General features: G+C 41.4%; 24 protein-coding genes, 1 other RNA gene and 1 pseudogene. 17 read left to right on the forward strand and 9 right to left on the reverse strand.

Annotation, left to right across the window (positions count from 1 at the left end; genetic code table 11):
• The 8 genes and pseudogenes from adeS to DPG01_RS15520 form a co-directional block, all read left to right on the forward strand.
• Positions 1–1,048, forward strand: a 1,048-nt coding sequence (gene adeS / locus DPG01_RS15485; protein WP_110975711.1) for a two-component sensor histidine kinase AdeS, incomplete at its 5' end; no start/stop codon positions are given.
• 48 nt (positions 1,049–1,096) lie between these two features.
• Positions 1,097–1,531 (forward strand): GNAT family N-acetyltransferase, encoded by a 435-nt coding sequence (locus DPG01_RS15490; RefSeq protein ID WP_110975712.1) that lies wholly within the window; start codon positions 1,097–1,099, stop codon positions 1,529–1,531.
• Between the two features lie 156 nt (positions 1,532–1,687).
• Positions 1,688–2,599 carry a LysR family transcriptional regulator MumR gene (gene mumR / locus DPG01_RS15495; RefSeq protein WP_086208409.1) on the forward strand — a complete coding sequence of 304 codons (912 nt, stop codon included), beginning with the start codon at positions 1,688–1,690 and terminating at the stop codon, positions 2,597–2,599.
• Positions 2,600–2,943: 344 nt separating this feature from the next.
• Positions 2,944–4,198, forward strand: a pseudogene (locus DPG01_RS15500) (NRAMP family divalent metal transporter).
• A 35-nt stretch (positions 4,199–4,233) separates the two neighbouring features.
• Positions 4,234–5,016, forward strand: coding sequence for a LamB/YcsF family protein (locus DPG01_RS15505; RefSeq protein WP_110975713.1), 783 nt, complete (start codon positions 4,234–4,236; stop codon positions 5,014–5,016).
• The gene (locus DPG01_RS15510) at positions 5,009–5,815 is read left to right on the forward strand and encodes a putative hydro-lyase (protein ID WP_110975714.1); all 807 of its coding nucleotides are present in this window, start codon (positions 5,009–5,011) and stop codon (positions 5,813–5,815) included. The genes DPG01_RS15505 and DPG01_RS15510 overlap by 8 nt, the downstream gene beginning before the upstream one ends.
• 33 nt (positions 5,816–5,848) lie before the next feature.
• Positions 5,849–7,432, forward strand: coding sequence for an urea amidolyase family protein (locus tag DPG01_RS15515; protein WP_110975715.1), 1,584 nt, complete (start codon positions 5,849–5,851; stop codon positions 7,430–7,432).
• A complete protein-coding gene (locus tag DPG01_RS15520; RefSeq protein WP_110975728.1) occupies positions 7,432–9,153 on the forward strand; it encodes an acetyl/propionyl/methylcrotonyl-CoA carboxylase subunit alpha in 1,722 nt (573 codons plus the stop codon). The genes DPG01_RS15515 and DPG01_RS15520 overlap by 1 nt, the downstream gene beginning before the upstream one ends.
• Before the next feature lie 400 nt (positions 9,154–9,553).
• Here DPG01_RS15520 and ssrS read toward each other — a convergent pair.
• The 3 genes from ssrS to DPG01_RS15535 all read right to left on the reverse strand — a co-directional run bounded on the left by ssrS (position 9,554) and on the right by DPG01_RS15535 (position 10,677).
• Positions 9,554–9,738, reverse strand: a non-coding RNA gene (ssrS, locus tag DPG01_RS15525) — 6S RNA.
• Positions 9,739–9,838: 100 nt separating this feature from the next.
• A complete protein-coding gene (locus DPG01_RS15530) occupies positions 9,839–10,123 on the reverse strand; it encodes a cell division protein ZapA (RefSeq protein WP_086207826.1) in 285 nt (94 codons plus the stop codon).
• 2 nt (positions 10,124–10,125) lie between these two features.
• The gene (locus tag DPG01_RS15535; protein WP_110975716.1) at positions 10,126–10,677 is read right to left on the reverse strand and encodes a hypothetical protein; all 552 of its coding nucleotides are present in this window, start codon (positions 10,675–10,677) and stop codon (positions 10,126–10,128) included.
• 64 nt (positions 10,678–10,741) lie between these two features.
• Here DPG01_RS15535 and DPG01_RS15540 point away from each other — a divergent pair, with 64 nt between their 5' ends.
• The 3 genes from DPG01_RS15540 (at position 10,742) to DPG01_RS15550 (ending at position 13,848) form a co-directional block, all read left to right on the forward strand.
• Positions 10,742–11,374, forward strand: coding sequence for a UPF0149 family protein (locus tag DPG01_RS15540; protein WP_086207824.1), 633 nt, complete (start codon positions 10,742–10,744; stop codon positions 11,372–11,374).
• Between the two features lie 80 nt (positions 11,375–11,454).
• A complete protein-coding gene (pepP, locus tag DPG01_RS15545; RefSeq protein WP_110975717.1) occupies positions 11,455–12,777 on the forward strand; it encodes a Xaa-Pro aminopeptidase in 1,323 nt (440 codons plus the stop codon).
• A 144-nt stretch (positions 12,778–12,921) separates the two neighbouring features.
• The gene (locus tag DPG01_RS15550; protein WP_110975718.1) at positions 12,922–13,848 is read left to right on the forward strand and encodes a phosphotransferase family protein; all 927 of its coding nucleotides are present in this window, start codon (positions 12,922–12,924) and stop codon (positions 13,846–13,848) included.
• Between the two features lie 87 nt (positions 13,849–13,935).
• Here the strand turns inward: DPG01_RS15550 and DPG01_RS15555 are convergent, their stop codons facing one another.
• Positions 13,936–14,823: a LysR family transcriptional regulator gene (locus DPG01_RS15555; protein ID WP_110975719.1), complete on the reverse strand. Its 888-nt coding sequence runs from the start codon at positions 14,821–14,823 to the stop codon at positions 13,936–13,938.
• Positions 14,824–14,938: 115 nt separating this feature from the next.
• On the opposite strand from DPG01_RS15555, the gene DPG01_RS15560 reads away from it, so the two are divergent.
• The 6 genes from DPG01_RS15560 (at position 14,939) to DPG01_RS15585 (ending at position 21,014) form a co-directional block, all read left to right on the forward strand.
• Positions 14,939–15,574 (forward strand): SDR family oxidoreductase, encoded by a 636-nt coding sequence (locus tag DPG01_RS15560; protein WP_110975720.1) that lies wholly within the window; start codon positions 14,939–14,941, stop codon positions 15,572–15,574.
• A gap of 33 nt (positions 15,575–15,607) precedes the next feature.
• Entirely contained in the window at positions 15,608–16,522 is a 915-nt protein-coding gene (locus DPG01_RS15565; RefSeq protein ID WP_110975721.1) for an alpha/beta hydrolase, read from the forward strand.
• A gap of 88 nt (positions 16,523–16,610) precedes the next feature.
• Entirely contained in the window at positions 16,611–17,744 is a 1,134-nt protein-coding gene (locus DPG01_RS15570) for an NADH-dependent flavin oxidoreductase (RefSeq protein ID WP_110975722.1), read from the forward strand.
• 393 nt (positions 17,745–18,137) lie between these two features.
• Positions 18,138–19,346, forward strand: coding sequence for a 2-octaprenyl-6-methoxyphenyl hydroxylase (gene ubiH / locus DPG01_RS15575; RefSeq protein ID WP_110975723.1), 1,209 nt, complete (start codon positions 18,138–18,140; stop codon positions 19,344–19,346).
• Positions 19,343–20,587: an FAD-dependent monooxygenase gene (locus DPG01_RS15580; RefSeq protein WP_110975724.1), complete on the forward strand. Its 1,245-nt coding sequence runs from the start codon at positions 19,343–19,345 to the stop codon at positions 20,585–20,587. The genes ubiH and DPG01_RS15580 overlap by 4 nt, the downstream gene beginning before the upstream one ends.
• Positions 20,588–20,762: 175 nt before the next feature.
• Positions 20,763–21,014, forward strand: coding sequence for a hypothetical protein (locus tag DPG01_RS15585; protein ID WP_086207818.1), 252 nt, complete (start codon positions 20,763–20,765; stop codon positions 21,012–21,014).
• 122 nt (positions 21,015–21,136) lie between these two features.
• On the opposite strand, the gene DPG01_RS15590 is transcribed toward DPG01_RS15585, so the two are convergent.
• The 5 genes from DPG01_RS15590 to DPG01_RS15610 form a co-directional block, all read right to left on the reverse strand.
• The gene (locus DPG01_RS15590; RefSeq protein WP_110975725.1) at positions 21,137–21,793 is read right to left on the reverse strand and encodes a DUF2238 domain-containing protein; all 657 of its coding nucleotides are present in this window, start codon (positions 21,791–21,793) and stop codon (positions 21,137–21,139) included.
• Between the two features lie 95 nt (positions 21,794–21,888).
• Complete coding sequence (gene purB, locus DPG01_RS15595) at positions 21,889–23,277, reverse strand: adenylosuccinate lyase (RefSeq protein ID WP_110975726.1); 1,389 nt, start codon at positions 23,275–23,277, stop codon at positions 21,889–21,891.
• Positions 23,278–23,334: 57 nt separating this feature from the next.
• The gene (gene hflD, locus DPG01_RS15600) at positions 23,335–24,066 is read right to left on the reverse strand and encodes a high frequency lysogenization protein HflD (RefSeq protein ID WP_086207815.1); all 732 of its coding nucleotides are present in this window, start codon (positions 24,064–24,066) and stop codon (positions 23,335–23,337) included.
• 13 nt (positions 24,067–24,079) lie between these two features.
• Complete coding sequence (mnmA, locus tag DPG01_RS15605) at positions 24,080–25,213, reverse strand: tRNA 2-thiouridine(34) synthase MnmA (protein WP_086207814.1); 1,134 nt, start codon at positions 25,211–25,213, stop codon at positions 24,080–24,082.
• Positions 25,214–25,217: 4 nt separating this feature from the next.
• Positions 25,218–25,703 carry an NUDIX hydrolase gene (locus DPG01_RS15610; protein ID WP_110975727.1) on the reverse strand — a complete coding sequence of 162 codons (486 nt, stop codon included), beginning with the start codon at positions 25,701–25,703 and terminating at the stop codon, positions 25,218–25,220.
• Positions 25,704–25,788: the final 85 nt, after the last annotated feature.

The raw sequence follows: 25,788 nt of genomic DNA on the forward strand, positions 1-25,788 counted from the left end.
ATTTATCGCCTTAAGTATTGTCAATTTAAGCGTGACGCTATTTTCTATTGTTCTCGGGTACTTTATTTATGACTACGCGATTGATGCAGGTTGGATTACTTTAAGCGCATTGCAAGAAGACTGGAATGAATTTCATTTTGTCGATTGGATTTGGTTGGCGACCGTGATTTTCTGTGGCTCAGTTATTTCTTTAATCATTGGGATGTATCTCGCACAGCGGTTTATTCGGCCCCTCAATTTTTTGGTCGAAGCTGCTAAGAAAATTAGTCAGGGGGATTTGTCCGCAAGGGCTGAAGATACACAAGGACACTCGATTGAAATTTCTGAGTTGGTACAACATTTTAATGATATGGCATATAAACTTGAAGTTTCTGTACAAAATGCGCAAGTTTGGAATGCCGCAATTGCCCATGAACTTCGAACTCCTATCACGATTTTACAGGGACGTTTGCAAGGCATGGTAGATGGTGTTTTTGAACCCAATCCAGCCTTAATCAAGAGTTTATTAAACCAAGTTGAAGGCCTTTCGCATTTGGTGGAAGACTTACGTACGCTGAGTTTGGTTGAAAATCAACAGCTAAGTTTAAATTATGAATGGGTTAATCTGCAAGACAGTGTTGATAAGGTATTGAAAATATTTGAAGAGCGTTTGATACAGGCAGATTTAACACCAGTATTGGATTTGGAAACAACGCCTGTTTTTTGTGACCAACGCCGTATTGAACAAATATTGATTGCTTTGATTGATAATGCTATTCGTTATGCAAATGCAGGAAAGTTAACTATTTCATCTCAAACTGATGGAAAAATGTGGCAGCTAAAAGTTGCTGATAATGGACCAGGGCTTGCTGAAGAATTTCAACAACATTTATTCGACCCTTTCTTTCGCTTGGAACAGTCACGCAATAAAGAGTTTGGTGGAACTGGCCTTGGACTTGCGGTGGTCAATGCCATTGTGATTGCACATAAGGGCACAGTGCATTATGAAAACCTAAACTCAAACAGTATTTTCACCATTCAAATGGGCATTGGCAGTAGTCGAGAATAAGCGTTTGAGCTTAATGGTATTTATTGAAAATAAAATTTAGAGAAGTATATGCAATTGATTAGACTGGCCACGCCACATGATATCAAATCAATTTTTGATATCCGAATCAGTGTAAAAGAAAATCACCTTTCCCTAGAGCAATTGACAGAGATGGGTATTACCCCAATTTCAGTTTTGGCGATGATGGAAAGTGAACCATGTATTTGGGTTGTGGAAAAGGTAGGGATGGTACTTGGTTTCTCAATAGTTGATTTTAAAGCGGGGATGGTTTTTGCAAGTTTTGTACATCCCGATCATGAAGGGAAAGGCTTTGGAAAACAGTTAATGAAAGAGGCAGAAACCTTATTATTTCAAAAATATAATCGTATTTACTTAGAAACAGACTCAAAAAGTCGGGCATATCAGTTTTATAAGCACTTAGGTTGGAATACTGTTGAATTTTATGCAAATGGTGATGTCAAAATGGAAAAACTTAAACCTTAAAAGAGCTTTGATAAATTACTTTTTAGATCAAAATATTATGCTGTATAAATTTAGATCTACTGGTTTTTATCCTATTTTGTAGACTGAAGTAGTATCACTTAAAAAGAGTGGTAACTACTGTACGATAACTGGAATCGAATAAGGACAAGATTTAAGGTGAATTTAAAAAGTCTAGAGGCATTTTATTGGGTTGTGACCTTAAATAGCTTCAATAAGGCTGCTGCAAAATTACAAACCACTCAGCCTGCAGTTTCCCAAAAAATCACTGCTCTAGAAAATGATTTAGGTTTTAAAGTCCTTGATCGCGGTTTTCGACAGCTTAAACCCACCCATAAAGGCATGACCCTGTTTAAATATGCTGAAAAGTTTATGCGTTTGGAAACCGATTTGGTGGCTGAGCTGACTGAAAACCAACACCTCACAGGAACGATTCGTTTAGGTGTTTCGGAGACGATTGTTTATACGTGGTTGGTTGAATATATCGAAAAAGTACAAAAAGAGTTTCCCAAAGTTTCTGTGGAAATTGTGGTGGATTTAACCCCAAATTTGCAAGAAGGTGTGCGTACAGGGGATTTGGACATGGCCTTTTTACTGGGCCCGACTTTGGCTTTCGAGTGTGTAGAGCAGGCGCTGTGTGACTTTGAGCTGAGTTTCTTGGCAGCTCCATCTTTTAAAGGTGGTGTGGGCCAGATGTCTTTTAAGGCATTGATGTCGCATACCATTTTAACCTATCCAAAAATTACCTATCCCTATAAAGAGCTCAAGGCCAAAATGAAAGAACAGGCACTGGATGAGCCGCTTTCAATTACCAGTTATTCGCTTGCGACCTTATTGCGTCTTGCGGAGCAAGGTTTAGGGATAGCCGTTGTGCCGACCTTAACGGCGTTAAAGGAAATTACAGATGGTCGTTTGGAAATTTTAAATACCCCGATCCAGCTAAAAACCTTTCATTTCACCTCGATTTATATGCAAGGCAATGATGCAGCCTTGAAAGAGAAATTAACCGATGTCGCAGTCACTGTTTCTGAAAGTGCAATGAAAAGATTGCTTGAAAAAATCAAAAAATAATTGAGGCGTACCAGTTTTTTGACAAGTGAAGTTACTTTATCTCAAAACGTAATTTGTTTGGAAAACCATAAAAGCAGCTTATCGTGCGTGATAAGTAAAATTTATCATTAGACTTTTAATAAATAAAAAATAATAAAATACAGTTATTTAGTTTTAATGAAGGATGTAAAAAGTCGTATTGTTCCTCACGCTTGCCTATGTTCTTATTTCAAATAGAAGATTTGATCCACCATGGCTTTGGTTGGGCAACAGGGAATCTTTGTCAGTTAAAGGAATTTAAGAACAGAATTTGCAAACAAAATGATGTTCTAGGTTCAACTTGAAAATAGCGTTATTAAGCTCAAATGGACGAGGAACGCATTAAATATGTCTTTATTAAAATCTTCTTTTTTATCAGATCGCCAATGGGCCATTGTTGCTTCAATCTTCATGATGGCAACCTCGGCAATGGGACCTGGTTTTCTTACTCAAACCGCGGTCTTTACTGTGAAATTGGGTGCGGCGTTTGGCTTTGCCATTCTCGTGTCTATTTTGATTGATTATGTGGTTCAACAAAACATTTGGCGTGTCGTCACGCTGACGCAAATGCGTGCCTCGGATATTGCCAATAAAGCCTTGCCGGGTAGTGGTTACTTACTTGCTTTTTTGGTCATTTTGGGTGGGTTCTTCTTCAGTATTGGTAATATTGCAGGCGCGGCTTTAGGTCTCAATGCCTTATTTGGATTAGACACCAAATGGGGTGGCATTTTAAGTGGTGCTTTGGCCATTTTAATTTTTGCTTCAAGAAAAGCTACGCTAGCCATGGATAAAAGCATGATCGTTTTGGGGTTGCTCAAAATCATCTTGATTATCATTGTTGCCGTCATTGTGATGCCACCTGTGGGCCAAGCTGTTCATCAAACGTTTGCACCTGACCAGATTGATTTTGCCATTATCACCACGATTGTCGGTGGAACGGTTGGCGGCTATATCTGTTATGCAGGCGCCCATCGTTTACTGGATAAAGGCGCGGTTGGCCCTGAAAATATTGATGAAGTCGCAAGAGCTGCAACCAAAGGTATTGTGGTTGTAGGCATCATGCGCTATGTGCTGTTTTTAGCTTTTTTGGGCGTGGTGGTGAGTGGTGCAACGATTGATTTAGCCAGCCATGATGCCAATCCAGCAGCACAAGCTTTTCAATATGCCGCAGGAACTTTTGGTTATAAACTATTTGGTTTGATTTTCTGGGCAGCAGGGATCAGTAGTACCATTGGCGCCGCTTATACTTCGGTTTCATTCTTTACTGCATTTAAGAAAAATCTTAGTCCTAAACAAACCAACTACACCACCATTACATTTATCGCTTTAGCGTTATTACTGTATGTCGTACTGGGCGCGACACCTGCTGGATTGTTGATTTTTGTTGGTGGCTTTAATGGTTTGGTATTGCCAATTGGGTTAACGATTTTTGTTTATGTTGCCGCTTGCCGTAAAGATATGATGGGGAATTATAACTATCCAAAATGGTTACTTATTTTGGGTGTACTCACATGTATGTTGACATGGTGGATGGGCTATATGTCCTTTACCACAGTCTTTAATTATTTAACCAAACTTTAAGCCAGACGACGGTGAAGTGATAAAGGAATTGAGCCATGTTTGTAGATTTAAATAGTGACTTAGGTGAAAGTTTTGGTTCGTGGAAAATGGGCAATGATGACCAAATTCTACCCGTGGTGACAAGTGCCAATATTGCATGTGGCTTTCATGCAGGAGATCCGCTGGGGATTTTAAAAACACTGCGTAAGGCGGTTGAATTGAATGTCACGATTGGCGCGCATGTATCTTATCCAGACCTCGTCGGTTTTGGTCGCCGTAATATGGATGTGTCACGTGATGAGCTGATTGCCGATGTGTTGTATCAAATTTCCGCACTGGATGGTTTAGCCAAAGTGGCTGGTTCTCACGTGCAATATGTGAAACCCCATGGCGCACTGTATAACACCATTGCACACGATCAAGTTCAGGCCGCTGCGGTGATTGATGCTATCAAAATGTATAACCCAGAACTGGTTTTGGTGGCACTGGCAGGTTCCCACTTGGTTGAGCAAGCACGTGCAGCAGGCTTAAAGGTTGTCTCTGAGGCATTTGCAGACCGTGCTTATAACAGTGATGGTTCATTGGTTTCACGTCGTTTGGATGGGGCTGTTTTACATGATTCAGCCTTTGTGGCACGCCGTGTGGTGTCTATGTTGAAAAATGGCGGTGTTGAGTCGATTGACGGGATCTTTACCCCTATTCAAGCGGACACAATTTGCTTACATGGTGACACCGCAGGTGCTTTAGAGATGTCGGCCGCGATTAAAGCTGAACTGTTAAATCATCATATTGAAATTCGTCCCTTTGTCTTAAAGCATGAGGAAGTAAGCAATGTATAAGGATATCCGAGTCGATTCAGCGCAGCTTGAAGCCGCTTTAGCCGCGCGTTTAAAAATTCGTGCAGGCTTTGACAAACCAACGGCGGGTATGGCTGCGGGCATGACGCAGGTCAATATGATTTCAGTGCCTAAAGATTGGGCTTATGATTTTCTACTCTATGCTCATCGCAATCCGCAAAGCTGTCCTGTTTTAGACGTGCTAGAGGAAGGTGTATATGCCACGAGACTGGCAGAAAACTCAGATATACGCACGGACTTCCCACGTTATCGCATTTGGAAAGACGGTGAAATGGTCGATGAAGTAACCGATGCGAGTGACATTTATCATGCGCATCCTGACTTAGTGACCTTTCTAATTGGCTGTAGTTTTTCTTTTGAAACTGCACTGCAAGAGGCGGGCATTGAAGTTCGTCATATCCATGATCAGACCAATGTGCCGATGTATTTGAGTAGTATTCCATGTCAGCCTGCGGGGCGTATTTCTGGCAACATGGTGGTTTCTATGCGCCCAATTCCATCCCATCAAATCGCGGATGCCGTCAAAATTACAGCACGGATGCCAAGTGTGCATGGTGCGCCTGTACATATTGGACATCCTGAAGGTTTAGGCATTCGTAATGTGAATCAGCCAGACTTTGGTGATGCTTCACGTATTGAGGCTGGGGAAATTCCTGTGTTTTGGGCTTGTGGTGTAACCCCACAAGCAGCGGTGATGAACTCAAAAATTCCTTTTGCCATAAGCCATGCTCCCGGTCATATGTTGATTACCGACATTCCTGATCGTGCATGGATGGGTTAAGCGGCACTAAAGAACAATTAAAAGGATAGGCATATGCGTTTTTTATCGGTAAACGCGGATTGTTTTCTTATAGAGCTTGCCAGCCTAGAGGAAACATTGGCGTTGTACAATAAATTGCACACGATGCAATTGAATGGAATTAAAGACTTAGTCCCTGCTGCAAAAACGATTTTGGTTTTTTTTAATGAAATCGAGACTACATTTAAAACACTGGTTGCTTCGATTCAGACTGTAAAAATCGGTTCAGGCATTGAGCGTAATGTCCAAGAGTTGATTATTCCTATCTGCTATACGGGCGAAGATATTGCTCAAGTTGCAGAGTTACAAGGGCTTTCAATGGCTGATGTGATTTTGAAGCATCGTCAAAGTGTTTGGAATGTGGCTTTTATTGGCTTTGCGCCAGGCTTTGCTTATATGAGCAGTCCCGATCGACCTTTTACAGATATTCCTCGTTTAGCCGTACCACGTAAAAAAATACCGTCGGGTTCTTTGGGACTGGCAGGACAATATTCAGGGATTTACCCGAAAGACAGTCCGGGAGGTTGGCAGTTGATCGGTACGACTGCTGAAAAAATGTGGGATTTGGAGCGTAAAAATCCAGCGCTACTGTTACCGGGAATGACGGTACATTTTGAAGATGTCACGCATCAACCGACCACGGTTAGCATAGCACAGCAAGTCACTCGTAAAGTTGAGCTGAAACAATCCATGCCTTTGTTTACGGTAACTGCACCGAGCCTACAGATGTTGATTCAAGATGAAGGGCGTTTTAACCAGACCAATATTGGTGTGGGTGTTGCAGGGGCGATGGATGTATCGGCGATGCACAGTGCCAATCGAATTGTCGGTAACCCAACTGCGACGCCTGTGATTGAAGTTTTAAATGGTGGTTTGAAAGCCAAAATGCATCAGTCCGCAGTCATTGCGGTTACGGGAGCAATTTCAAACATCCATGTGAAATTTAGTGATGGCCAAAAGGCTGACTTTGACAGCTATCAAGCGATTGCCCTTGATGATGGTGATGAATTTCAGATTCAAGCACCGACGGCAGGGCTGAGGAATTATCTGGCAATTCGTGGCGGTATCGACGTGCAACCTGTGCTGAAGAGTGCCTCATTTGATAGTTTGGCTGTATTAGGGCCAGAACCTCTAAAAACGGGGGATACGGTTTATCAAGGACAGGTTGAAGTTTCAAATATTAGTGTCACCGAAGTTGCGAAGTTGCACTTGCCTAAAGTTGGCGATGTAGTAGAGCTCGACATTGTGATGGGACCGCGAACGGATTGGTTCGAAGTAGAGAGCATTGAGCGCTTATGTCAGCAAGCTTGGCTGGTGACCAATGAAAGTAATAGGGTTGGGCTGAGGCTTTCAGGTGAGCAGCCGTTGCAGCGCAAAATTACCCATGAGTTGGAAAGTGAGGGAACTTGTATTGGTGCCTTGCAGATTCCGCCAAGCGGACAACCTGTACTGTTTATGAATGACCATCCTTTAACTGGTGGCTACCCCGTCATTGCTTCTGTGGCGAAGCACCATTGGGACCTAGTGGCGCAGATTCCAGCAGGTTGCCAAATCAAATTTAAAAAAATGACCGAATTTACAGATTTTGAGAATAAATGATGACGACTGAAAAATTATTAATTGCAAACCGTGGTGAAATTGCCGTTCGTATTATTCATGCTTGCCGTGATATGGGTATTAGCTCAGTTGCTTTATATGCCGATGACGATATAGATAGTATGCATGTCGAACTGGCGGATGAAGCATGGGGTTTGGCAGGTGCAACTGCACGTGAAACCTATTTAAATATTCCAGCCATTATTGATGTTGCTAAAAAATCCAAAGCAACCATGGTTCATCCGGGTTATGGTTTTTTATCTGAACGTGCTGAATTTGCACAGGCAGTGATTGATGCAGGCTTAAAGTGGGTCGGACCATCGCCAAGTGCCATTGAAAAATTGGGTGATAAAATTGAAGCACGTAAAATCGCCGCTTCAGTGGGCGCACCTTTAGTTCAAGGCACACAAGACCCCTTAAATACTGCTGATGAAGCCCTCGAGTTTGCAAAGCAGTTTGGTTTACCCATTGCGATTAAAGCCGCATTTGGCGGTGGTGGTCGAGGTTTAAAAGTCGTTTGGAAACTGGAAGATGTAAAAGAGCTGTATGATTCGGCTGTACGTGAAGCACAAGCTGCTTTTGGGCGTGGTGAATGTTTTGTTGAGCAATACTTGGATCAACCACGCCATGTTGAAGCACAAGTGATTGCCGATCAACATGGCAATGTTGTGGTTTTAGGCACACGTGATTGTTCGCTACAGCGTCGTAATCAAAAACTGATTGAAGAAGCGCCAGCGCCTTTTATCAGCGATGCGATATATCAAGAAATTTTAACTTCGGCTAAAAATATCTGTCAGGCAGCCAACTATGTCGGTGCGGGTACAGTTGAATATTTGCTGAGCCGTGATGGAAAGCTTTCATTTTTAGAGGTTAATACCCGCTTGCAGGTGGAACATCCTGTTACAGAAGAAACGGCCAAAGTCGATTTGGTGGTTGAGCAAATTCGCGTGGCTCAAGGTCATTCACTTTTAATCAAAGAAACCCCGAAAGTACAAGGGCATGCCATTGAGTTTCGTATCAATGCTGAAGACCCTGCTCGTGGCTTCATCCCTGCATTTGGTGTATTGAGTTTATTTGAAGCACCGTTTGGTCAGGGCGTACGCGTAGACACAGGTGTTCGTACAGGCTCTTTGGTATCGAGTCATTTTGATTCGCTTATGGCAAAACTGATTATCACAGGTCCAACACGTGAGGTTACTATTGCTCGTGCAAAACGTGCGCTTAAGCAATTTAAAATTGAAGGGGTTGCTTCGGTTTTAGACTTTCACCGTGCTGTATTAAATGAAGCTGATTTTGCCGACACATTTAATGTCCATACTCGTTGGATTGAAAATGATTTTAAGCAAGACTTAAAACCAACGAAACGCAGTATTCCGAATCATCAACAACCGATGTTACTCAGCTATATTGAAATTGATGGAAAATTACATCGTGTAGGCTTACCAGCGGGCATGTTTGCACAAAACTCTACCATCACTGCTCAAGACCAACCAGCTACAGAAACAGCCATGCGTGCTGAACATTTACTTGCACCGATCAATGGCGTGATTAGCACTTGGAAAATAGAAAACGGGGAGCAGGTCGCAGAGGGGCAAGTGGTTGCGATTATGGAAGCCATGAAAATGGAAGTCCCTGTACTTGCGCATCAAAGCGGAGTGATTCAATTGACGGTTCAGCAAGGAGCAACTTGTCACGCAGAGCAGATCATTGGCTCAATTTGCTAAAAATTTAATCATCTGAATGAACCTGATGCAGCAACTGGCTAAGTCAGGTTTTTCGTTTGGACATTTTTAAAAATGAGTGAGAGTGGCTTTGTTGTATGGATAAATAAAGTAGAAAAATGGTTCGATAAAGATTTAACAAATAAAGAAAGAATATTTTCTTCGTATGGGCTTGCTCTATATCTACGTTGAGACGAAATTAAGATAAAGCTTTTCTACCTGTTCAATGGTGGGCTTCAAATAGTTTCATTTCCTAGGTTGTTAAATCAACAGACTTTTAATAATACGAAATAATCTATAGCAGCAGAGCCTACTATATGCCTACTTTTGATGATTTATGTGAATTTACATAAACAGAATAAGAGATATGTTTTATTGTAACTTGTTGTTATTGGTAAAAATAAAGTACTCCGAAGATGCCGCTGCATGTGTCGTTACCCTGAACCCGATGAGTTCAAGGTGGACGCGACGTATACTTGCTGGGTTTCCCGCTCGAAGACGGGCATACACTCTAAATATACAGAACACAATCCATAAGTTTAAGTATCGGCAGGGGAATAGACCCGCTGGCGAACACCTCAGAGTTGCCTTAAGTATAACGCATCTCACGTTGATGGCAACTCATAGACCGCTACGAACTGTAAACTCGTGCACAAGTGTTGATAGTTTATGCAAAAATGAAAGCACTTTAGGTAAAATCTTTAACGTCTTCAATAATGCTCGCTAACAAACGTTCTGCATGTGCATATTCTTGTAGCGTTTTATTCATAGACAGAACTTCTTGCATTAACTCAAGCGCCACCATAATTATGATTTTACTAGGTTCTACACGTGGTGCTTTACGACGAAATTCATCATATTTATCATTTAAAAGTAGCGCTGCACGTTCAAGGTCAGCTTTCTCTTTTTCTGTTGTGACTAAACGAAAACTATGACCTAAGACACGTAATTCAACAGTAATTTGTTCACTCATGATTAAACTTCCTCACCAGCTTCTGTTGGATGGGCAAGTTGCTGAATTTCTTGCGCGTGATGGTCTTGCTCTGTACCTAAAATAGCTAAACGTTGGATGATGGCTTCGACTTTAGCTTTGGCATGTTCATTTTTTTGTAACAATCTTTCACGTTCTTGCTGAAGTGCTTGGATTTCTTGCTGCGCTTGACGCTGATCATTGTTCAATTTTTCTTTAATTGCACGTAATTCATTACGTTCAGCCAAGATTTCCTGAAAGCGATTTTTTAAATCCGTACAACTTTTTTCCAAACGGCTATAACGATCGGCCAAAGCAGTCGCATCAGTATTCAAGTGTTGATATTGGGTCTGAGCGCTACTTAATTGCTCAGTTAAATCATCAATTTGTTCTTGTTTCTGGGTAATTAAGCCATTTTTTTGCACAACTTGAGAACGGTGCTGTTCTTCAGCATCCAGTTTGGCTGCATTTAAAGTGCTATTTTCACTTTCAAAATGAGCAAGTCGCGTTTTTAAAATGCCAATATGCGCCTGTAGACGCTGTAATTCTTCTAACATATCGTGGTCGCACAGTGTTGCAAACAAAGGTAATATATAAGAAGTATAGAGATTGGATAAACGAATGCAAGACGATATTTCAGGTTGGTCAGAATGGCAGCCAAATTTTTCTAAAATTGAAGAGATTTCTAGCCCAAGTGAGTTACATGGTTTGCTTACAGGTATCATTTGTGTAACTCAGGCACCAAGTCGTGAGGAATGGCAACATATCTTAGCGACTTTAGAAATTCCAGAGTTAAGCGAAGAAGCTTTGGCTTTATTAGCAGATGAAGCTGAAGATGTCTCACATGCACTTTCTGAAGATGAATTGGACTATTTACCATTACTTCCCGATGACACGCATACGCTCGCAGACCGTGTACAAGCTTTGGCGGATTGGTGCGCAGGCGTAGTGCTGGGCTTCGGTTTGGCGTCAGGTCATATTCGTCCAGATGAAATGGAGCTGATTGAACATTTACAAGATGTGGCAGCAGTTGAGTTTGAAGAAACTGATGATGATGAAGAGGGTGAGGAGAGCTATCAAGAGTTATATGAGTTTGTTCGTTTAATTCCTGTGAGCTTATCTGTCGGTCGCAAAAAGATTGCAGTTGAGGAAAGTTCTTTACTTAAACACTTTCATAACAAGCAACAAGCGGATCGTTCTGTAACAGAAGCGAACAATGTTGTAGAAATGTTTACACCGCATCGCCCAAGCTAATTGGCATAAGACTTGCTGCGCGTACAAGATAAGGTGCGCGTGGCACTTTTATTCTTTGGTATAAAAAAGACAGATCAAACATGAAACTAACGCAAGTGGATTTTCAGGAACGCCGTGACCGTTTGGCTGAACAAATGGGTCCGAATAGTATTGCCATTATCGCAACTAGCCCGGTGGCGATGCGTAATCGTGATGCAGACTATAAATACCGTACCGATAGCAGCTTTTTTTATCTGACAGGTTTTGCTGAGCCCGAAGCCGTGGCGGTCATCGAAACCTTTGCCGAAGACGATGAAGATGGTTATAGCTACAGTTTGTTCTGCCGTGAACGTGACCGTGAGATGGAAATCTGGAATGGTTATCGTGCAGGTGTAGATGGTGCGGTAGAAGACTATGAAGCTGATGAAGCCTATGCGATAGATTTGTTAGATGAAGAAATCATTGAAAAACTTTTAAGCAAAGAAAAATTATTCTATCGCATTGGGCAACAACCTGAATTTGATGCGCGTGTAGCAAAATGGATCACGACTGCTAACGGTGAGTCACGTCGTGGGACTGCTGCACCTGCGCAAGTCATTCAGCTAGACCGCATTTTAGATGAAATGCGTTTGTTTAAATCAGAACAAGAAATTGCATTGATGCAAACAGCTTCTGATATTTCTGCACAAGCTCATACTCGTGCCATGCAAACTGTTAAGCCAGGCATGATGGAATATGCTCTAGAAGCTGAACTGAATTATGTATTTGGTCAAAATGGCTGCGTGCCGTCGTATAACAGCATTGTTGGTGGTGGTGAAAATGCTTGCATTCTGCACTATGTAGAGAACAATAAAGAGCTAAAAGATGGTGATTTGGTCTTAATCGACGCAGCATGTGAATATGAATACTATGCTTCAGACATTACCCGTACTTTTCCCGTCAACGGAAAGTTCAGCCCTGAGCAAAAAGCACTTTATAATGTAGTCCTCGATGCACAACTTGCTGCAATTGACGCAGTGCGTATAGGAAACTCGTATAAAGAACCACATAATGTTGCTGTGCGCATCTTAGTTCAAGGTCTGCTTGATTTGGGCATTATGCAAGGTGATATTGAAGAGATTATCCAAAAGGAAAGTTTCCGTCAGTTTTATATGCATGGCACAGGACACTGGTTGGGTATGGACGTTCACGATGTGGGTTCATATAAACAAGAAGGTGTGTGGCGTGCCTATGAAGAAGGTATGGTGGTGACGGTTGAACCGGGCTTGTACATTGCACCTGATGATGAGACTGTCGATGCGAAATGGCATGGCATTGGTATTCGTATTGAAGATGACATCGTAGCAACCCAAAACGGTCCACTGAATTTGACTGTGAAAGTGGTGAAGTCGGTAGAAGAGATAGAAGCGTTAATGGCACGATAAATATCATTTACTGTATAAAGGCCGATCATGAGATCGGCTTTTATTTTTTATAAGGTGTTTATATTAAATAGAAACCTATAATATTTATGAATAAAAAAATTAATTATTTCATCATCATTTTACTAACAACAGACATTCGGCAGTATGAAAGATTTATATGATTTAAAGCATAGGATTCAGGCAAAGACGTTACATTTGGTTACACAGAGAAATGGATCTTCCGTGTATCAAGGACAATCCTCTCAAGGAAAAGTCTTTATTAAAATAGCAAATAATCAAACGGCTAATGAACGTTACTATGAAATCTTAGAAGCGCTCAAGGAGTTTCCATTAACACCAAAGGTATTTAATAAATTTGAATGGGGGAATTGTTCTGTCATTGTTATGAGTGCTCTTGAAGGTACACAAGTCGATCAAGTATTGAAGAATTGTACGCGGGCACAGAAAGTCTCTTTGCTTAGGAATACAGGACGAGCTTTGGGTGAACTTCATCGTGGAATTTCACAGACTCGCTTATTGAATATGAGGTTCTGGCAAGATCGAGATGGCTTATTGACACATTCAAGGCTGTGGAGTCAACATTTGGAATTGATGATCTCCAAATGGATGTCGCGTATCAATCCATTGTCATCCGATCATCACGAATTTTGTGATCAATTGAATGAGTTACAAAAGTACGGTAAAGCTATATGTGAGCCAACACAGCTTAATTTACTGCATTGTGACTATATTGGTCGAAATATCCTTGCAGACAGTGAAAATCGGATTTCGGGTATTATAGACTTTGACGCTGCCCGTATTGGAGATGCGGTCTACGATTTAGCGAAAATTGTTTGGGTGGATATAGATTTCTCTGATCTGGAATTGCGAAATGCTTTTTTAGAAGGTTGGGAATATACATATAAACAGACAGTGCCTAAAATGAAATTTCTATTCTATGTGGGTATTCAATGTCTTGCAGCAATCGCTTGGACAGATAAAAATCCGTCTTTTGACGGAACTAATACTATTTTCCGTGCTTCCGCAATTCGGACGCTTAGGATTGTGTTAACGGAGCTAGATGCACTTTAACTAGGTTCTAGCACTCTCGTTTCGTATAACGCTATTTTGTTAAATGGGAGGATATTTAGTTAAGAATTCTGATAGACCTCGATCATATTAATTTTCCTTTAGCGCATTACATACGATTTGAAATGCTGGGGAGTTAAAACGGCGGCTTGTGTAAAACAAATAAAGCGGTGGATAGGTCGAAACATTCTCATTTAAAAAGCTAAGTAATTTTCCTGTATCTAATAAGCCTTTCACGATGTCTAATGGTAAGTAGGCCACACCTAATCCATCAACAACAGCATCAAGCACGCGATCTACGCCTGTAAAAATTAAATTACCCTGCGGTTTATAGTTCAGCTGCTTGTCTCCTAGCTTGAAGTTCCATGGCAACAGGGAATTACTCGTTAATAGCTTAATGCCTATACAAAAGTGCTGGTTAAGATCCTGAATGCTTGTGATTTCAGTTTTACCTTGCATGTACTCAGGGGATGCAACTAAGCACATTTTGATTGGGTGGCTAATTGGCACTGCAATCATATCTTTTTCGATAGACAGACCCAAACGAACCCCCGCATCATAAGCTTCTTGCGCAATATCAACTTGCCGATTATCGGAAATCAATTCAATGGTGATTTCAGGATATTCTTTGACTACTTTTTTGATTTTATTAAAGATATAGCATTTTATTGAAAAGTCATCTGCCGTGATTCTCACCCGACCATGTGGCTTGTTTTTCATTAAACTTAGACGTTCCAATCCTAAATTAATGTCGTCTAATTGATGCCCAACATATTCAAATAGTTTTTCTCCTGCTTCTGTCAAAGTGACACTTCGAGTTGTTCTGTTGAATAATTTTAGTTCTAAGTTCTGTTCAAGACTACTTATACTTTGACTCACAGCGGATTGTGTAGAACCTAGAGCAGAAGCCGCTTTGGTAAAGTTTCCATTTTGAACTACGGCAATAAAAGCATGTAAATCATTTAAATTTGTTTTCATATCAATGAACCAATTAATAAGAATTACTAATGAAGGCAATATGATTATAGCCTCTAATCATGCAAGTAATAGCTTGTTAAGATAAATTCCATCAAAGAAATTATGGAACATCACCATGAAAAATGTATTGGTGCTTGGTGCCACAGGGCAAATCGCACAATTGGCTATAATTTTTTTACAGAATCAACCAGACATCTTCCTTACGCTGTTTGTGAGAGACAAAAATAAGTTAGCACCTCTACCTATGACAAATACTCGCATCATTGAAGGTGATGTTCTTAACATTGATCAGTTAACTGATGCGATGAAAGATCAAGACGTGGTTTATGCAAACCTTGCAGGAGATATGGAAGGACAAACTCAGAACATTGTCGCTGGGATGAATACGCTCAAAATTCAACGGCTGATTTCAATTAATACGCTTGGAATTTACGACGAAGTCCCAGGTGAATTTGGAGAGTGGAACAATAAAGAAATTGGTGAATATTTTCCGCCATACCGTAAGTCTGCGGATTTAATTGAGAGTTCTAATCTTGACTACACGATTCTTAGAGCTGCTTGGTTAACAGATGAAAACGAAGTTGATTTTGAGATCACACATAAAGCCGATGCTTTTAAAGGTACAGTGGTATCAAGAAAAAGCATTGCTTATTTGGTGAATCAAATCATTGAAAACCCGAAATTATATTCAAAAGAGAACTTAGGTGTAAGCAAACCTAATTCTGATGCTGATAAACCCTACTTCATGTAATCCATGAAGTTCTAATTACAAGGTAAATGAACAATGAAAAGTGTAAAAGTTAAAGCACCATACTGGGAAATCGCAGCTGATTTATATTTTCCTGACGATTTTGATGAAAGCAAAAAATACCCTGCAATTATCAGTGCTCACCCTATTGGAAGCTGTAAAGAACAAACCTCTGGCAATGTATATGGCGTTGCTTTAGCAAAAGCTGGTTTTGTTGTTATTGCCTTCGATGCAAGCTTTCAAGGAGAAAGTGGTGGTGAGCCACGCTATATCGAAGATCCAACATTACGTGTCGAGGATTTCAGTTTAGTTGCTGATTATCTGGTGACTTTAAACTATGTTGATGAAAACCGCATTGGTGTGCTCGGCATTTGTGGTGGTGGTGGTTACTCTATCAATGCAGCAATGACTGAGCGACGAATTAAAGCAGTAGGCACAATTACTGGTGCAAACTATGGCCGAGTCATGCGTGAAGCCAGTGCTGGTAATCCTATTGCATTCTTGGAAGCAATTGCTGTACAACGAACTGCTGAAGCTAAAGGTACACCACTTCGTGTCGATCAAGGGTTATACCCTACGGTTGAAGCTGCGAAAGCGGATAATGCGGATATAGATCCATTAGAAGCCACTGAATATTATCGTACTGCTCGTGGTGAGAAGCCGAATGGTGTGAACAAAACATTATTTTCACATAATGCTGTTGCTGTCGGGTGGGATGCATTCCATTTAGCAGAAGTTCTATTGACTCAACCTTTAATGATTGTTGTGGGTAGTAAACCGGGCGGTTTTGGTGCATATCGTGATGGTTTTGAGATTATCAATCGTGCAGCGTCGACAAATAAAGAGTTAGTCATTGTAGATGGTTGGTCTCACTATGACCTCTATGACAAGCCTGAACCTGTAGCGAAGGCTTTAGAGAAATTAATTCCATTCTATAAAGCCAATCTATAAGAAAAATCCTGATAAAAAGGCATCAGATTTGATGCCTTTTTTATTCAGAAGATCGCCTTTTAAGATCGCTAAATTTATGAGATGAAACATGACCATCCAAAATCCTACGTTATTCCAATCTTTTTCATTAACTAAAGACATGACCTTACGCAATAGAATCATCATGGCACCCATGACTACATGGTCTGCGAATGATGATGGAACGATTTCAGAGCAAGAATTGCAATATCTTCGCCAGCGTGTACAGGGTGTTGGTTTGGTCATTACTGGCTGTACTCATATATCAGAAAATGGGATTGGCTTTACCAATGAACTTGCGGCATTTGATGACCGCTTTATTCCAAGTTTAAGAGAATTAGCTCAAACGGCTAAAAGTGGTGGAGCACCTGCAATATTGCAAATTTTCCATGCAGGTAATAAGGCTTTGCCTGACTTGATTCCGAATGGCGATGTGGTGAGTGCAAGTGCGATGAATACACCAGCAGGATCTTTCGTTGATAGCAAAATGATGCCCCGTGCTTTGTCCCATAATGAGGTTTTAGATATTGTTCATGCCTTTGGTGAAACGACACGAAGAGCAATTGAAGCAGGATTCGATGGTGTTGAATTGCATGGTGCTCACGGTTTTCTGATTCAAAACTTTTTCTCACCGCTATTTAATCAACGCACCGATGAATGGGGCGGGACGCTTGAGAAACGTATGAATTTTCCATTAGCAGTTGTGAATGAAGTGAAGCGAGTAATCAAGCAACATGCTCAAAAACCGTTTGTATTAGGTTATCGAATTTCCGTGGAGGAATATGATGAAAACGGTTTGCGCATTTGTGATAGTTTGCAGCTTATAGATCGTTTAGTTGAAGCGGAAATTGATTATCTACACGTTTCATTAACAGACATTTTAAATAGTAAACCAGTGCAAAGTACAAATGAGCTGCTAACAATTGAGCATATTATGGAACATCTAAATAATAGAATCCCATTAATTGCAGCTGGAAAAATTAGGACACCAGTTCAAGCCGAACAAGCACTAACATTGGGCTTGCCATTAGTTGCTATTGGTAAGGCCATAGTCATGAACACTGATTGGGTGAAACTAGCCCAGAATGAATCAGAGCAAATTTTATTAGAGTTAGAAATTAATAGAAGGGATCCTGATTTATACATTCCTGATCATTTATGGAATGAAATTGAAACAAGAAAAGGTTGGTTTCCACTTTCTTGATAGTACATAAGAGTTAGGTTTTCTTAAAATTAACATAATACACCTTATACATAATTCTTTAAATTATATTTTAAATTCAAATACTTACTTTCTTTTAAAGAGCTCAATCTGAATTGGTTGGGCTTTTTGGTGATTATTCACGTTACACGCTTATTATGAGGTCAAAGCTCCACATTTCTTATAAGTCTGTTTAAACAGTGCGCTGAACAAGTTTTGATGGAAATCAAAAAAAGACTGTCTTTTCTAAATGATGGCAGAGCACTTTACGCTGAAAGTACGCAAAAACATCCATTTCATTATAAAAAAGAAAATCTTTGATGTAATATAAATCCATTAAAACTTATAGGTATTTGAAGTTTTTGACTTTAGGTACGCCATAAAAAGGATAGAAGCATGCAACAAGAAGTCATCATAGTTGGTGGTGGTATGGTCGGACTCAGTCTGGCGTTGATGTTAGCCAAACAAAACATTACGGTGAAGCTTTTAGAGGCGATCAAATACCCAAATTATGATGATGTAAACCTTGCTCCATATCATTCTAGTTTTGATGCAAGAAACAGCGCACTTTCTCGTCGTACAGTCCAAATTTACCAAGAACTGGGTTTATGGAACGCTTTACAAGAGCATGCAACGCCTATTTTAGAAGTAAATATTACCGAACAAGGTAGCTTTGGTAAGGCGCGCCTTAAAGCAGAACAAGAAAAAGTCGAAAGCTTCGGACAGGTCATCGAAAACGCATGGCTTGGTCGTGTACTACTGACGGAAGTTCAAAAACAGCCACTCATTGAGTTGATTGATGGTGTACAAGTCACCCAACTGACCCAAGATGCCGATATGGCATACATAGAAGCGAGTCGTGGAGAAGAACAGCTGTCACTGCAAGCAAAACTTGTCATTGCTGCAGATGGACGTGATTCATTCTGCCGTAAAGCCTTAGGAATAGGTACTTCGGAACATGATTATGACCAAGTCGCTATTGTGACTACTGTACAAACCTCAAAACCACATCACCATGTGGGTTTTGAGCGTTTTAGTAGCTTAGGGCCATTGGCACTATTGCCTCTTCCGGGGGAATACCGTCGTTCAGTGGTTTGGCCTGTGAAAAAAGGCACAGAAGGTGAATGGTTGGGCGATGAAAATGACCAACATTTCTTAGCTGCCTTGCAAGAAACCTATGGCGACCGCGCAGGAAAGTTCCAAAAAACAGGTAAGCGTTTTAGTTTTCCATTGTCACAAGTACTAGCAGAAAGGCAGGCCGTAGGACGGGTGGTGTTAATGGGCAATGCCGCGCATACCATTCACCCCGTTGCAGGGCAAGGTTTTAACCTGTGTATGCGAGATGCGCACGTCTTAGTCCGTTACCTAACGGAACAAATTGCGCAAAATGCAGACTTGGGTGATGCTGAGATGCTGCAAGCCTATGAGGCTTCACGTTTGACTGACCAACAGCGTGTGATTAAGTTCTGCGACTCTGTAGTGCGTGGCTTTAGCAACAGCAACCCGATCTTAAAATTTATTCGAAACACGGGGCTGGTCGCGTTTGATACGATTCCGGGCATTAAACCGCTCGTTGCCAACTATGCCATGGGGCTAAAAGCATGAGTCAAGTTCAAACTGATATTTTAGATGTCGTGATTATTGGCGGTGGTTTGGTGGGTGGACTGACAGCTTTGCTTTTAGCGCAAGGCGGTGTGCAGGCTACCGTACTGGATGCTGCACCTATTTTAGATGAACAAAAAACCTTAAGTGTTGCCAACCCACGTGTTTTGGCACTCAGTCAAGCAACGATACACCTACTTAAAACTGTTGATGTTTGGGATAAAATTGCCCGCCAGATGCCGTATAGCGGCATGCAGGTGTGGAATAAAAATGGCTATGGTGAAATTAACTTTGGTCATGCGTCCCAGCAGGAACCGCAAGGCGAACAAGCCCTCGGTTCTATGGTTGAGCCAAGTTTGCTTAATTTAGCCATTCAACAGCAGATGCTTACTGTACTCAATGATTACCGCACCCAAGTTAAAGTTGCCCGTGTCGAAGAAGGTGTTGGGCTATGGTATATCCATTTAGCTGATGGCACGGTACTAAAAACCAAACTGGTGATTGGCGCAGATGGTGCAAACTCTTTTGTACGAGAGCAAGCATTTATTGATATTGATGTACTCGACTACAAACAGGCGGGCTTGAGTTGCGCCATTCGGACGGCACGGCCACATCAATATGTTGCACGTCAGATTTTCTTAGAAACTGGCCCTTTGGCATTTTTACCAATGGCGAGTTTAAAACCAGAGCAAGCAGGGCATTGGCAGTCTATCGTATGGACTTTACCTGATGACTATGCAGAAGAATATGCAGCCCTTTCAGATGCTGAATTTACCCAGCTGTTAACGCGAGAAAGTCACCACATGTTAGGCGAAGTGTTGGAAGCGACACCGCGTGCTACTTTCCCACTCAAAGCACGTGCTGCACAACAATATGTTAAAGCGGGTTTGGCTTTAATTGGTGATGCAGCTCATGTGATTCATCCGTTGGCGGGGCAAGGTGTGAATATTGGTTGTCTTGATGCGGCTGTACTGTGTGATGTATTACTACATGATCTAGCACGTGGCGTATGGGCAAATGAGCAAACATTGAAGCGTTATGAACACCGCCGTAAAGGACAAAATGATGCCATGATGCATAGCATGTCTGCGATTGGTTGGATGGAAACTACACAACTCTTTCCCGTAGTGTGGGCACGAAACTTTGGTTTGAAACAGGTTGAAAAATTGCCTGTATTAAAAGATGCTTTTATGACACAGGCTAATGGTTTAGGGTTGCTCAAAGAGACGCGTTATGCTGTCTAAGACGGGAAGTGTTATTTTTTAGCCAGTCGTAAAATAAGATTACGATTTTGATTAAAAAAGATACGATTTTCTGTTGAATAAGACTATGCGAAAGGCTGAGAGCTTGTTAAATTTCAACATAATTGAAAACCAGTAATACATTGGAACCTTAAAGGTCATTTGTGGGGAGATTAAGATGACTGATTCAAATGATTATGATGATGTAGAAGACTCAGCGGTTGATGAGGACGAAGCTCAAGCCGCTGAAAAGGGCGCATCAGATTCTTCTGAAAATGCAGCAAGTGATGGTGATGTTGCCGAAGCTGAGACACTCACTGTGACTGCGAAATTGAAACAGCGCCAAGCGCTAGAAGATGAAGTGGCTGCTTTTCTCGCACGTGGTGGTCGTATCACAGAAGTGCCAGCAGATGAGTCTGCAAAAGATTGATGTTTATAAAACACCACCAACGTGGTGTTTTTTATGGTCTGCTTAAAGTTTCGTGCATCAATTACAATACGTGCAATCAATTTTGTACAGTCATCAGTTGCCTCTATTCGACTAACTGCTGATTAACTTTTAAATAAGTAAATGATGCCTGTGATGATTGAGCCAACGGTTGCTAATAGCATATCTTTGTGAGCATCCCACATGTCACCTTGCTGGCCATTATAATTTTCAGCATCTTCTGGAGAGAGCCCCATGGCAATCAGCCATTCAATCCATTCATAAATCAGACTGCTTGCCATCACAAACTGAATCACCAAAAGGAATAGTGTCAGTTTTGAAAGTTGCGGTAACCAGACTTGAAATACACGATAGAAAAATGGGTAGAGCAGTAGACCGTATGCTAAATGTACAAAGCGATCATACATATTACGTGTCCAACCTAAACTCTGGTTGAGGTCAAGGTTTAAGTATTGGATCGACCATTCATTATAGGGTACATAAGAATACAGATAATGTGCGCCAAGTATATGAATCAGCAAAAAAACAATATACAGCACAAAACTCATCAAGCTGAGTCCGAGTTTATACAGACAAATGATCAGCGTAATTAGCATGAACACAGTTCCGACCTGATGCAAGATATAAGAGCTGAGTTCAAGCGGGTGGATTGAAGCCAAAGCCACTGCTAAACAAAGCAGGATGAGACAGATCCAATGTGGCCTTTCCAGTTGATTGTTGATGGGATTTTCTGTGGTTGATGTTTTCAGTATGGTTGTCATCTTTTTATTTTTTCAATGAGATGTGTGCAATATGCTTGTTTGTATTATAAATAAAAAAGCGAAGCCTAAGCTTCGCTTTTTTTAATTTCTAAAAGTTAGATTTTAGAAATTAAGTCCGCAACTTGTTTTGCTTGTTCAGCTGCATTACCTGTATAGGTTGCAGGCGTCATTTCCGCTAAACGTGCACGGTCAGCAGCAGGAACAGCTTCAAGTTCATTACCATTAACGAAGTCAACCATCATGTCACGCGTCATCGCTTGACCACGTGTTAATGCTTTTAGTTTCTCGTATGGTTTTTCAACGTTGTAACGACGCATAACGGTTTGAATTGGTTCAGCTAGAACTTCTTGCGCATTGTTCAAGTCTTCGTCAATACGTGCAGCATTCAGTTCAAGTTTACCAATACCTTTTGAACATGCTTCAAAAGCGATCAAGCTTTGTGCAAAACCAACACCCATGTTACGTAGTACAGTTGAGTCCGTTAGGTCACGCTGCCAGCGAGAAATTGGAAGTTTTTCACCCAAGTGAGCCAATACTGCATTGGCTAAGCCTAAGTTGCCTTCTGAGTTTTCAAAGTCAATTGGGTTCACTTTGTGTGGCATTGTTGAAGAACCCACTTCACCGTCTTTCAGTTTTTGCTTGAAGAAACCTAAAGAGATGTAGCCCCAAACGTCACGGTTAAAGTCGATCAAAATCGTATTGAAACGACGTAAAGCATCAAACAGTTCCGCCATGTAGTCATGTGGTTCGATTTGAGTGGTGTATGGGTTAAAGCTTAGACCTAAAGACTCAACGAATGCTTGTGAGTGCGCAGGCCAGTTAATGTCTGGGTAAGCAGAAAGGTGGGCGTTATAGTTACCTACCGCACCGTTAATTTTGCCTAAAAGTTCAACTTGTTTGAATTGTTTGATTTGGCGTGCAAGACGATATGCTACGTTCGCCATTTCTTTACCCAAAGTGGTTGGGCTTGCAGTCTGACCATGTGTACGAGACAACATAGGTTGGTCAGCATGCTTTTCAGACAATGCCACGATTGAGTCAATGATTTGCTGCATAGAGGTAACCAATACATCACGACCACTTTTCAGCATTAGTGCATGAGACAAGTTGTTGATGTCTTCAGATGTACATGCAAAGTGAATGAATTCACCTGCATTTTTAAGTTCTTCAATACCTTCAATTTTTTCTTTCAGGAAGTATTCAACCGCTTTTACATCGTGATTTGTAGTGCGTTCGATTTCTTTGATACGATTTGCATCGCTTTCAGAAAAATCAGCAACAATTGCATCAAGTGCAGTATTGGTCGCAGCGCTAAATGCAGGGACTTCAGTGATTTCTGGACGGTTTGCAAGCGCTTGTAACCAACGCACTTCAACAGTCACACGAGCATGGATTAAACCAAACTCAGAGAGGAAAGGACGAAGCGCATCACATTTGCTAGCGTAGCGTCCATCTAATGGAGAAAGTGCGGTTAAAGCGTTCATAGCGATTCCTTAAACTTTGGAATTAAACGTAAAACTAAAAAGCCCGTCGATTATGTGTTAAATCACCTGATACTGTAAACGAGCGAGATCTTGAATATCTTTAAGCAATTTGCGTTTGCTAAACACCATGCCCCATGAACTTCCACCGAGCTGACGCCATAAATGTGCCAATTGTAAGCCTGTAAAGAGGGAAGCACGAATGCGGTTGGTATGTGATGAATCTTTAAATGCTTCTGCATTGCCTCGCACCATAATGCGTGGGTTAATTTGTCCTGCAGTGTCTACGTAGGTTTGTGCGAGGTTGGCAATGATGCTTGGGTGCAAATAGTTATTATCGAAAAAAGAAAGCTGTCTTAAAATTTTTTGTTGGGACTGTTCAATAATTTCAACGAATTTGGGGTTGCTATACACTTTCTTTTCTAATTGTAAGAGTGCCATGGCATAGGTCATGGGAAGTTTAGCAGTGGATAATTTAGGAATTCGAGTTTTGGGTGAGGTATTAAAGGGTTGGGTAATGCTACTTTCTAAGGTTTTCAGTCCTAAGGAGATGTCCGCCAGCTGATGAAAGAAGTCTAAGGTTTGTCCGCTTTGGTTGCCCTTTGGTCGGATATTTAAACTGGCTTTAATCAACTGCTCTAAATAGAAGTTACCGCTTTCCCCAATACTTTGCTGACCGCTCAAGGCGGTCATATGTGTCAGTTGCGCAGACTGAAACACAGCCGCCAACGCCAACGCTCGGTTTTGACGTTCGTTCAAAGTTTGAGGCTGTTGAAACGGTAACTCAGCCATGTCTTAAAATCCTTTAAATAAAATCAGGTTTAGGAGCATTGGTATGATGAATCACGCCACCGCCTAAACAAACTTCACCTGAGTAGAATACGACACTCTGACCCGGAGTCACGGCACGTTGGGGTTCATCGAACTCAACGCGTACGCCACCTGGGGTAGTCGGATCATTAAAGATCACACAATCTTGGTCATCTTGGCGATAGCGTGTCCGAGAGGTACAACGGAAACCTGTCTCAGGAATCTGCATTTCACCTGCGACCCAGTCAATCGCTTCACTCCAAAGTGTAGTACTTTGCATGAGTGGATGTTCATGACCTTGACCAATCACCAAACGGTTGTTTTCAATATCTTTATGTAGAACGAACCATGCACCTTCAGCGACACCTTTCAAACCACCAATACCAATACCACCGCGTTGACCGAGCGTATAGTACATTAAGCCGTGATGTTCACCAACCTCTTTGCCATCATCTAAGACGATTTTTCCAGCTTGTGCAGGTAGGTATTGTTTTAAGAAGTCATTAAAACGACGTTCACCAATAAAACAGATGCCCGTTGAGTCTTTTTTCTTCGCCGTGACTAAGTCATATTGTTCCGCAATTTTACGTACTTCTGGCTTTTCAATTTCACCCACTGGGAACAAGGTCTTATTAATTTCACGGCCATGCACAGCATGTAAGAAATAGGTTTGGTCTTTATTTTTATCTAAACCACGTAGTAAAGGTGCATATTCCTCACCTTTAGAGTTGGTCATAGTTTCGCCGCGACGTGCATAGTGACCAGTTGCAATAAAGTCCGCGCCTAGTTGCATGGCATGATCTAAGAACGCACGGAATTTGATTTCTTTATTACATAAAATATCTGGGTTTGGGGTACGGCCCGCAGCATATTCCGCTAAGAAATGCTCAAATACACGATCCCAATATTCCATAGCAAAATTGGCGGTGTGTAACTTAATCCCTAGTTTGTCACAGACTGCTTGAGCATCGGCTAAGTCTTCCATCGCTGTGCAGTATTCCGTGCCGTCGTCTTCTTCCCAGTTCTTCATGAAAAGACCCTCAACTTGATAACCTTGTTGAAGAAGAAGAGCAGCAGAAACAGATGAATCTACACCACCCGACATACCGACGATGACACGTTGTTGCATAGGACTAGGCATCCAAACTTGAAATAAGAGGAGAATTTTGGTGCTCATAAACGAGCGATAAAGGATATTTTTGACCCGCGAGTGCGTCTTGAACTGCTTTAATCACCAATGGACTACGCGCACGAGCCGTTTCGAGTAGTTCATCCAAAGTCATCCATACTGCACCGACGATACCTGTATCGAGTTCGGCTGTTGGATGGTGATGAAGTGACTGCGCTAAAAAGCAGAAACGGTAATAGGTACGATCTGGAAACATGGGCGGTGTATAGGTATAAATGCCCAATAACGCATCTATAGACACCTCATGTCCAGTTTCTTCCATTGTTTCACGAATGGCAGCTTCGATGAGGGTTTCACCTGATTCAACATGACCTGCGGGTTGGTTAAATACTGTATGTGTCACACCAGCGCTGTGTTCTTCAACAAACAGAAATTTTCCGTCTTTTTCAACAACGGTTGCGACGGTCACGTGAGCTGTCCAAGCGGTCATGTAAAAGCACCATGGGGAGAAAAGGGTATTCTACAAAATTTAGGCCGTGGTGGCTATGATGTATTAAATTTTAGATAATTTTAAG

The organism is Acinetobacter sp. WCHAc060042 (genome assembly GCF_003231195.1).
Taxonomy (GTDB): Bacteria; Pseudomonadota; Gammaproteobacteria; order Pseudomonadales; family Moraxellaceae; genus Acinetobacter.

Excerpts from the sequence above, each read along its gene's own strand:
- DPG01_RS15590 (WP_110975725.1), bottom strand. The coding sequence starts at position 21,793 with ATGACAACCATACTGAAAACATCAACCACAGAAAATCCCATCAACAAT.
- DPG01_RS15610 (WP_110975727.1), bottom strand. The coding sequence starts at position 25,703 with ATGACCGCTTGGACAGCTCACGTGACCGTCGCAACCGTTGTTGAAAAA.
- DPG01_RS15540 (WP_086207824.1), top strand. The coding sequence starts at position 10,742 with ATGCAAGACGATATTTCAGGTTGGTCAGAATGGCAGCCAAATTTTTCT.
- DPG01_RS15555 (WP_110975719.1), bottom strand. The coding sequence starts at position 14,823 with ATGAAAACAAATTTAAATGATTTACATGCTTTTATTGCCGTAGTTCAA.
- purB (WP_110975726.1), bottom strand. The coding sequence starts at position 23,277 with ATGAACGCTTTAACCGCACTTTCTCCATTAGATGGACGCTACGCTAGC.
- ubiH (WP_110975723.1), top strand. The coding sequence starts at position 18,138 with ATGCAACAAGAAGTCATCATAGTTGGTGGTGGTATGGTCGGACTCAGT.
- DPG01_RS15560 (WP_110975720.1), top strand. The coding sequence starts at position 14,939 with ATGAAAAATGTATTGGTGCTTGGTGCCACAGGGCAAATCGCACAATTG.
- DPG01_RS15585 (WP_086207818.1), top strand. The coding sequence starts at position 20,763 with ATGACTGATTCAAATGATTATGATGATGTAGAAGACTCAGCGGTTGAT.
- DPG01_RS15535 (WP_110975716.1), bottom strand. The coding sequence starts at position 10,677 with ATGTTAGAAGAATTACAGCGTCTACAGGCGCATATTGGCATTTTAAAA.
- DPG01_RS15510 (WP_110975714.1), top strand. The coding sequence starts at position 5,009 with ATGTATAAGGATATCCGAGTCGATTCAGCGCAGCTTGAAGCCGCTTTA.
- DPG01_RS15565 (WP_110975721.1), top strand. The coding sequence starts at position 15,608 with ATGAAAAGTGTAAAAGTTAAAGCACCATACTGGGAAATCGCAGCTGAT.
- DPG01_RS15530 (WP_086207826.1), bottom strand. The coding sequence starts at position 10,123 with ATGAGTGAACAAATTACTGTTGAATTACGTGTCTTAGGTCATAGTTTT.
- DPG01_RS15515 (WP_110975715.1), top strand. The coding sequence starts at position 5,849 with ATGCGTTTTTTATCGGTAAACGCGGATTGTTTTCTTATAGAGCTTGCC.
- mnmA (WP_086207814.1), bottom strand. The coding sequence starts at position 25,213 with ATGCAACAACGTGTCATCGTCGGTATGTCGGGTGGTGTAGATTCATCT.
- pepP (WP_110975717.1), top strand. The coding sequence starts at position 11,455 with ATGAAACTAACGCAAGTGGATTTTCAGGAACGCCGTGACCGTTTGGCT.
- DPG01_RS15570 (WP_110975722.1), top strand. The coding sequence starts at position 16,611 with ATGACCATCCAAAATCCTACGTTATTCCAATCTTTTTCATTAACTAAA.
- DPG01_RS15580 (WP_110975724.1), top strand. The coding sequence starts at position 19,343 with ATGAGTCAAGTTCAAACTGATATTTTAGATGTCGTGATTATTGGCGGT.
- hflD (WP_086207815.1), bottom strand. The coding sequence starts at position 24,066 with ATGGCTGAGTTACCGTTTCAACAGCCTCAAACTTTGAACGAACGTCAA.
- DPG01_RS15550 (WP_110975718.1), top strand. The coding sequence starts at position 12,922 with ATGAAAGATTTATATGATTTAAAGCATAGGATTCAGGCAAAGACGTTA.
- DPG01_RS15490 (WP_110975712.1), top strand. The coding sequence starts at position 1,097 with ATGCAATTGATTAGACTGGCCACGCCACATGATATCAAATCAATTTTT.
- DPG01_RS15520 (WP_110975728.1), top strand. The coding sequence starts at position 7,432 with ATGACGACTGAAAAATTATTAATTGCAAACCGTGGTGAAATTGCCGTT.
- DPG01_RS15505 (WP_110975713.1), top strand. The coding sequence starts at position 4,234 with ATGTTTGTAGATTTAAATAGTGACTTAGGTGAAAGTTTTGGTTCGTGG.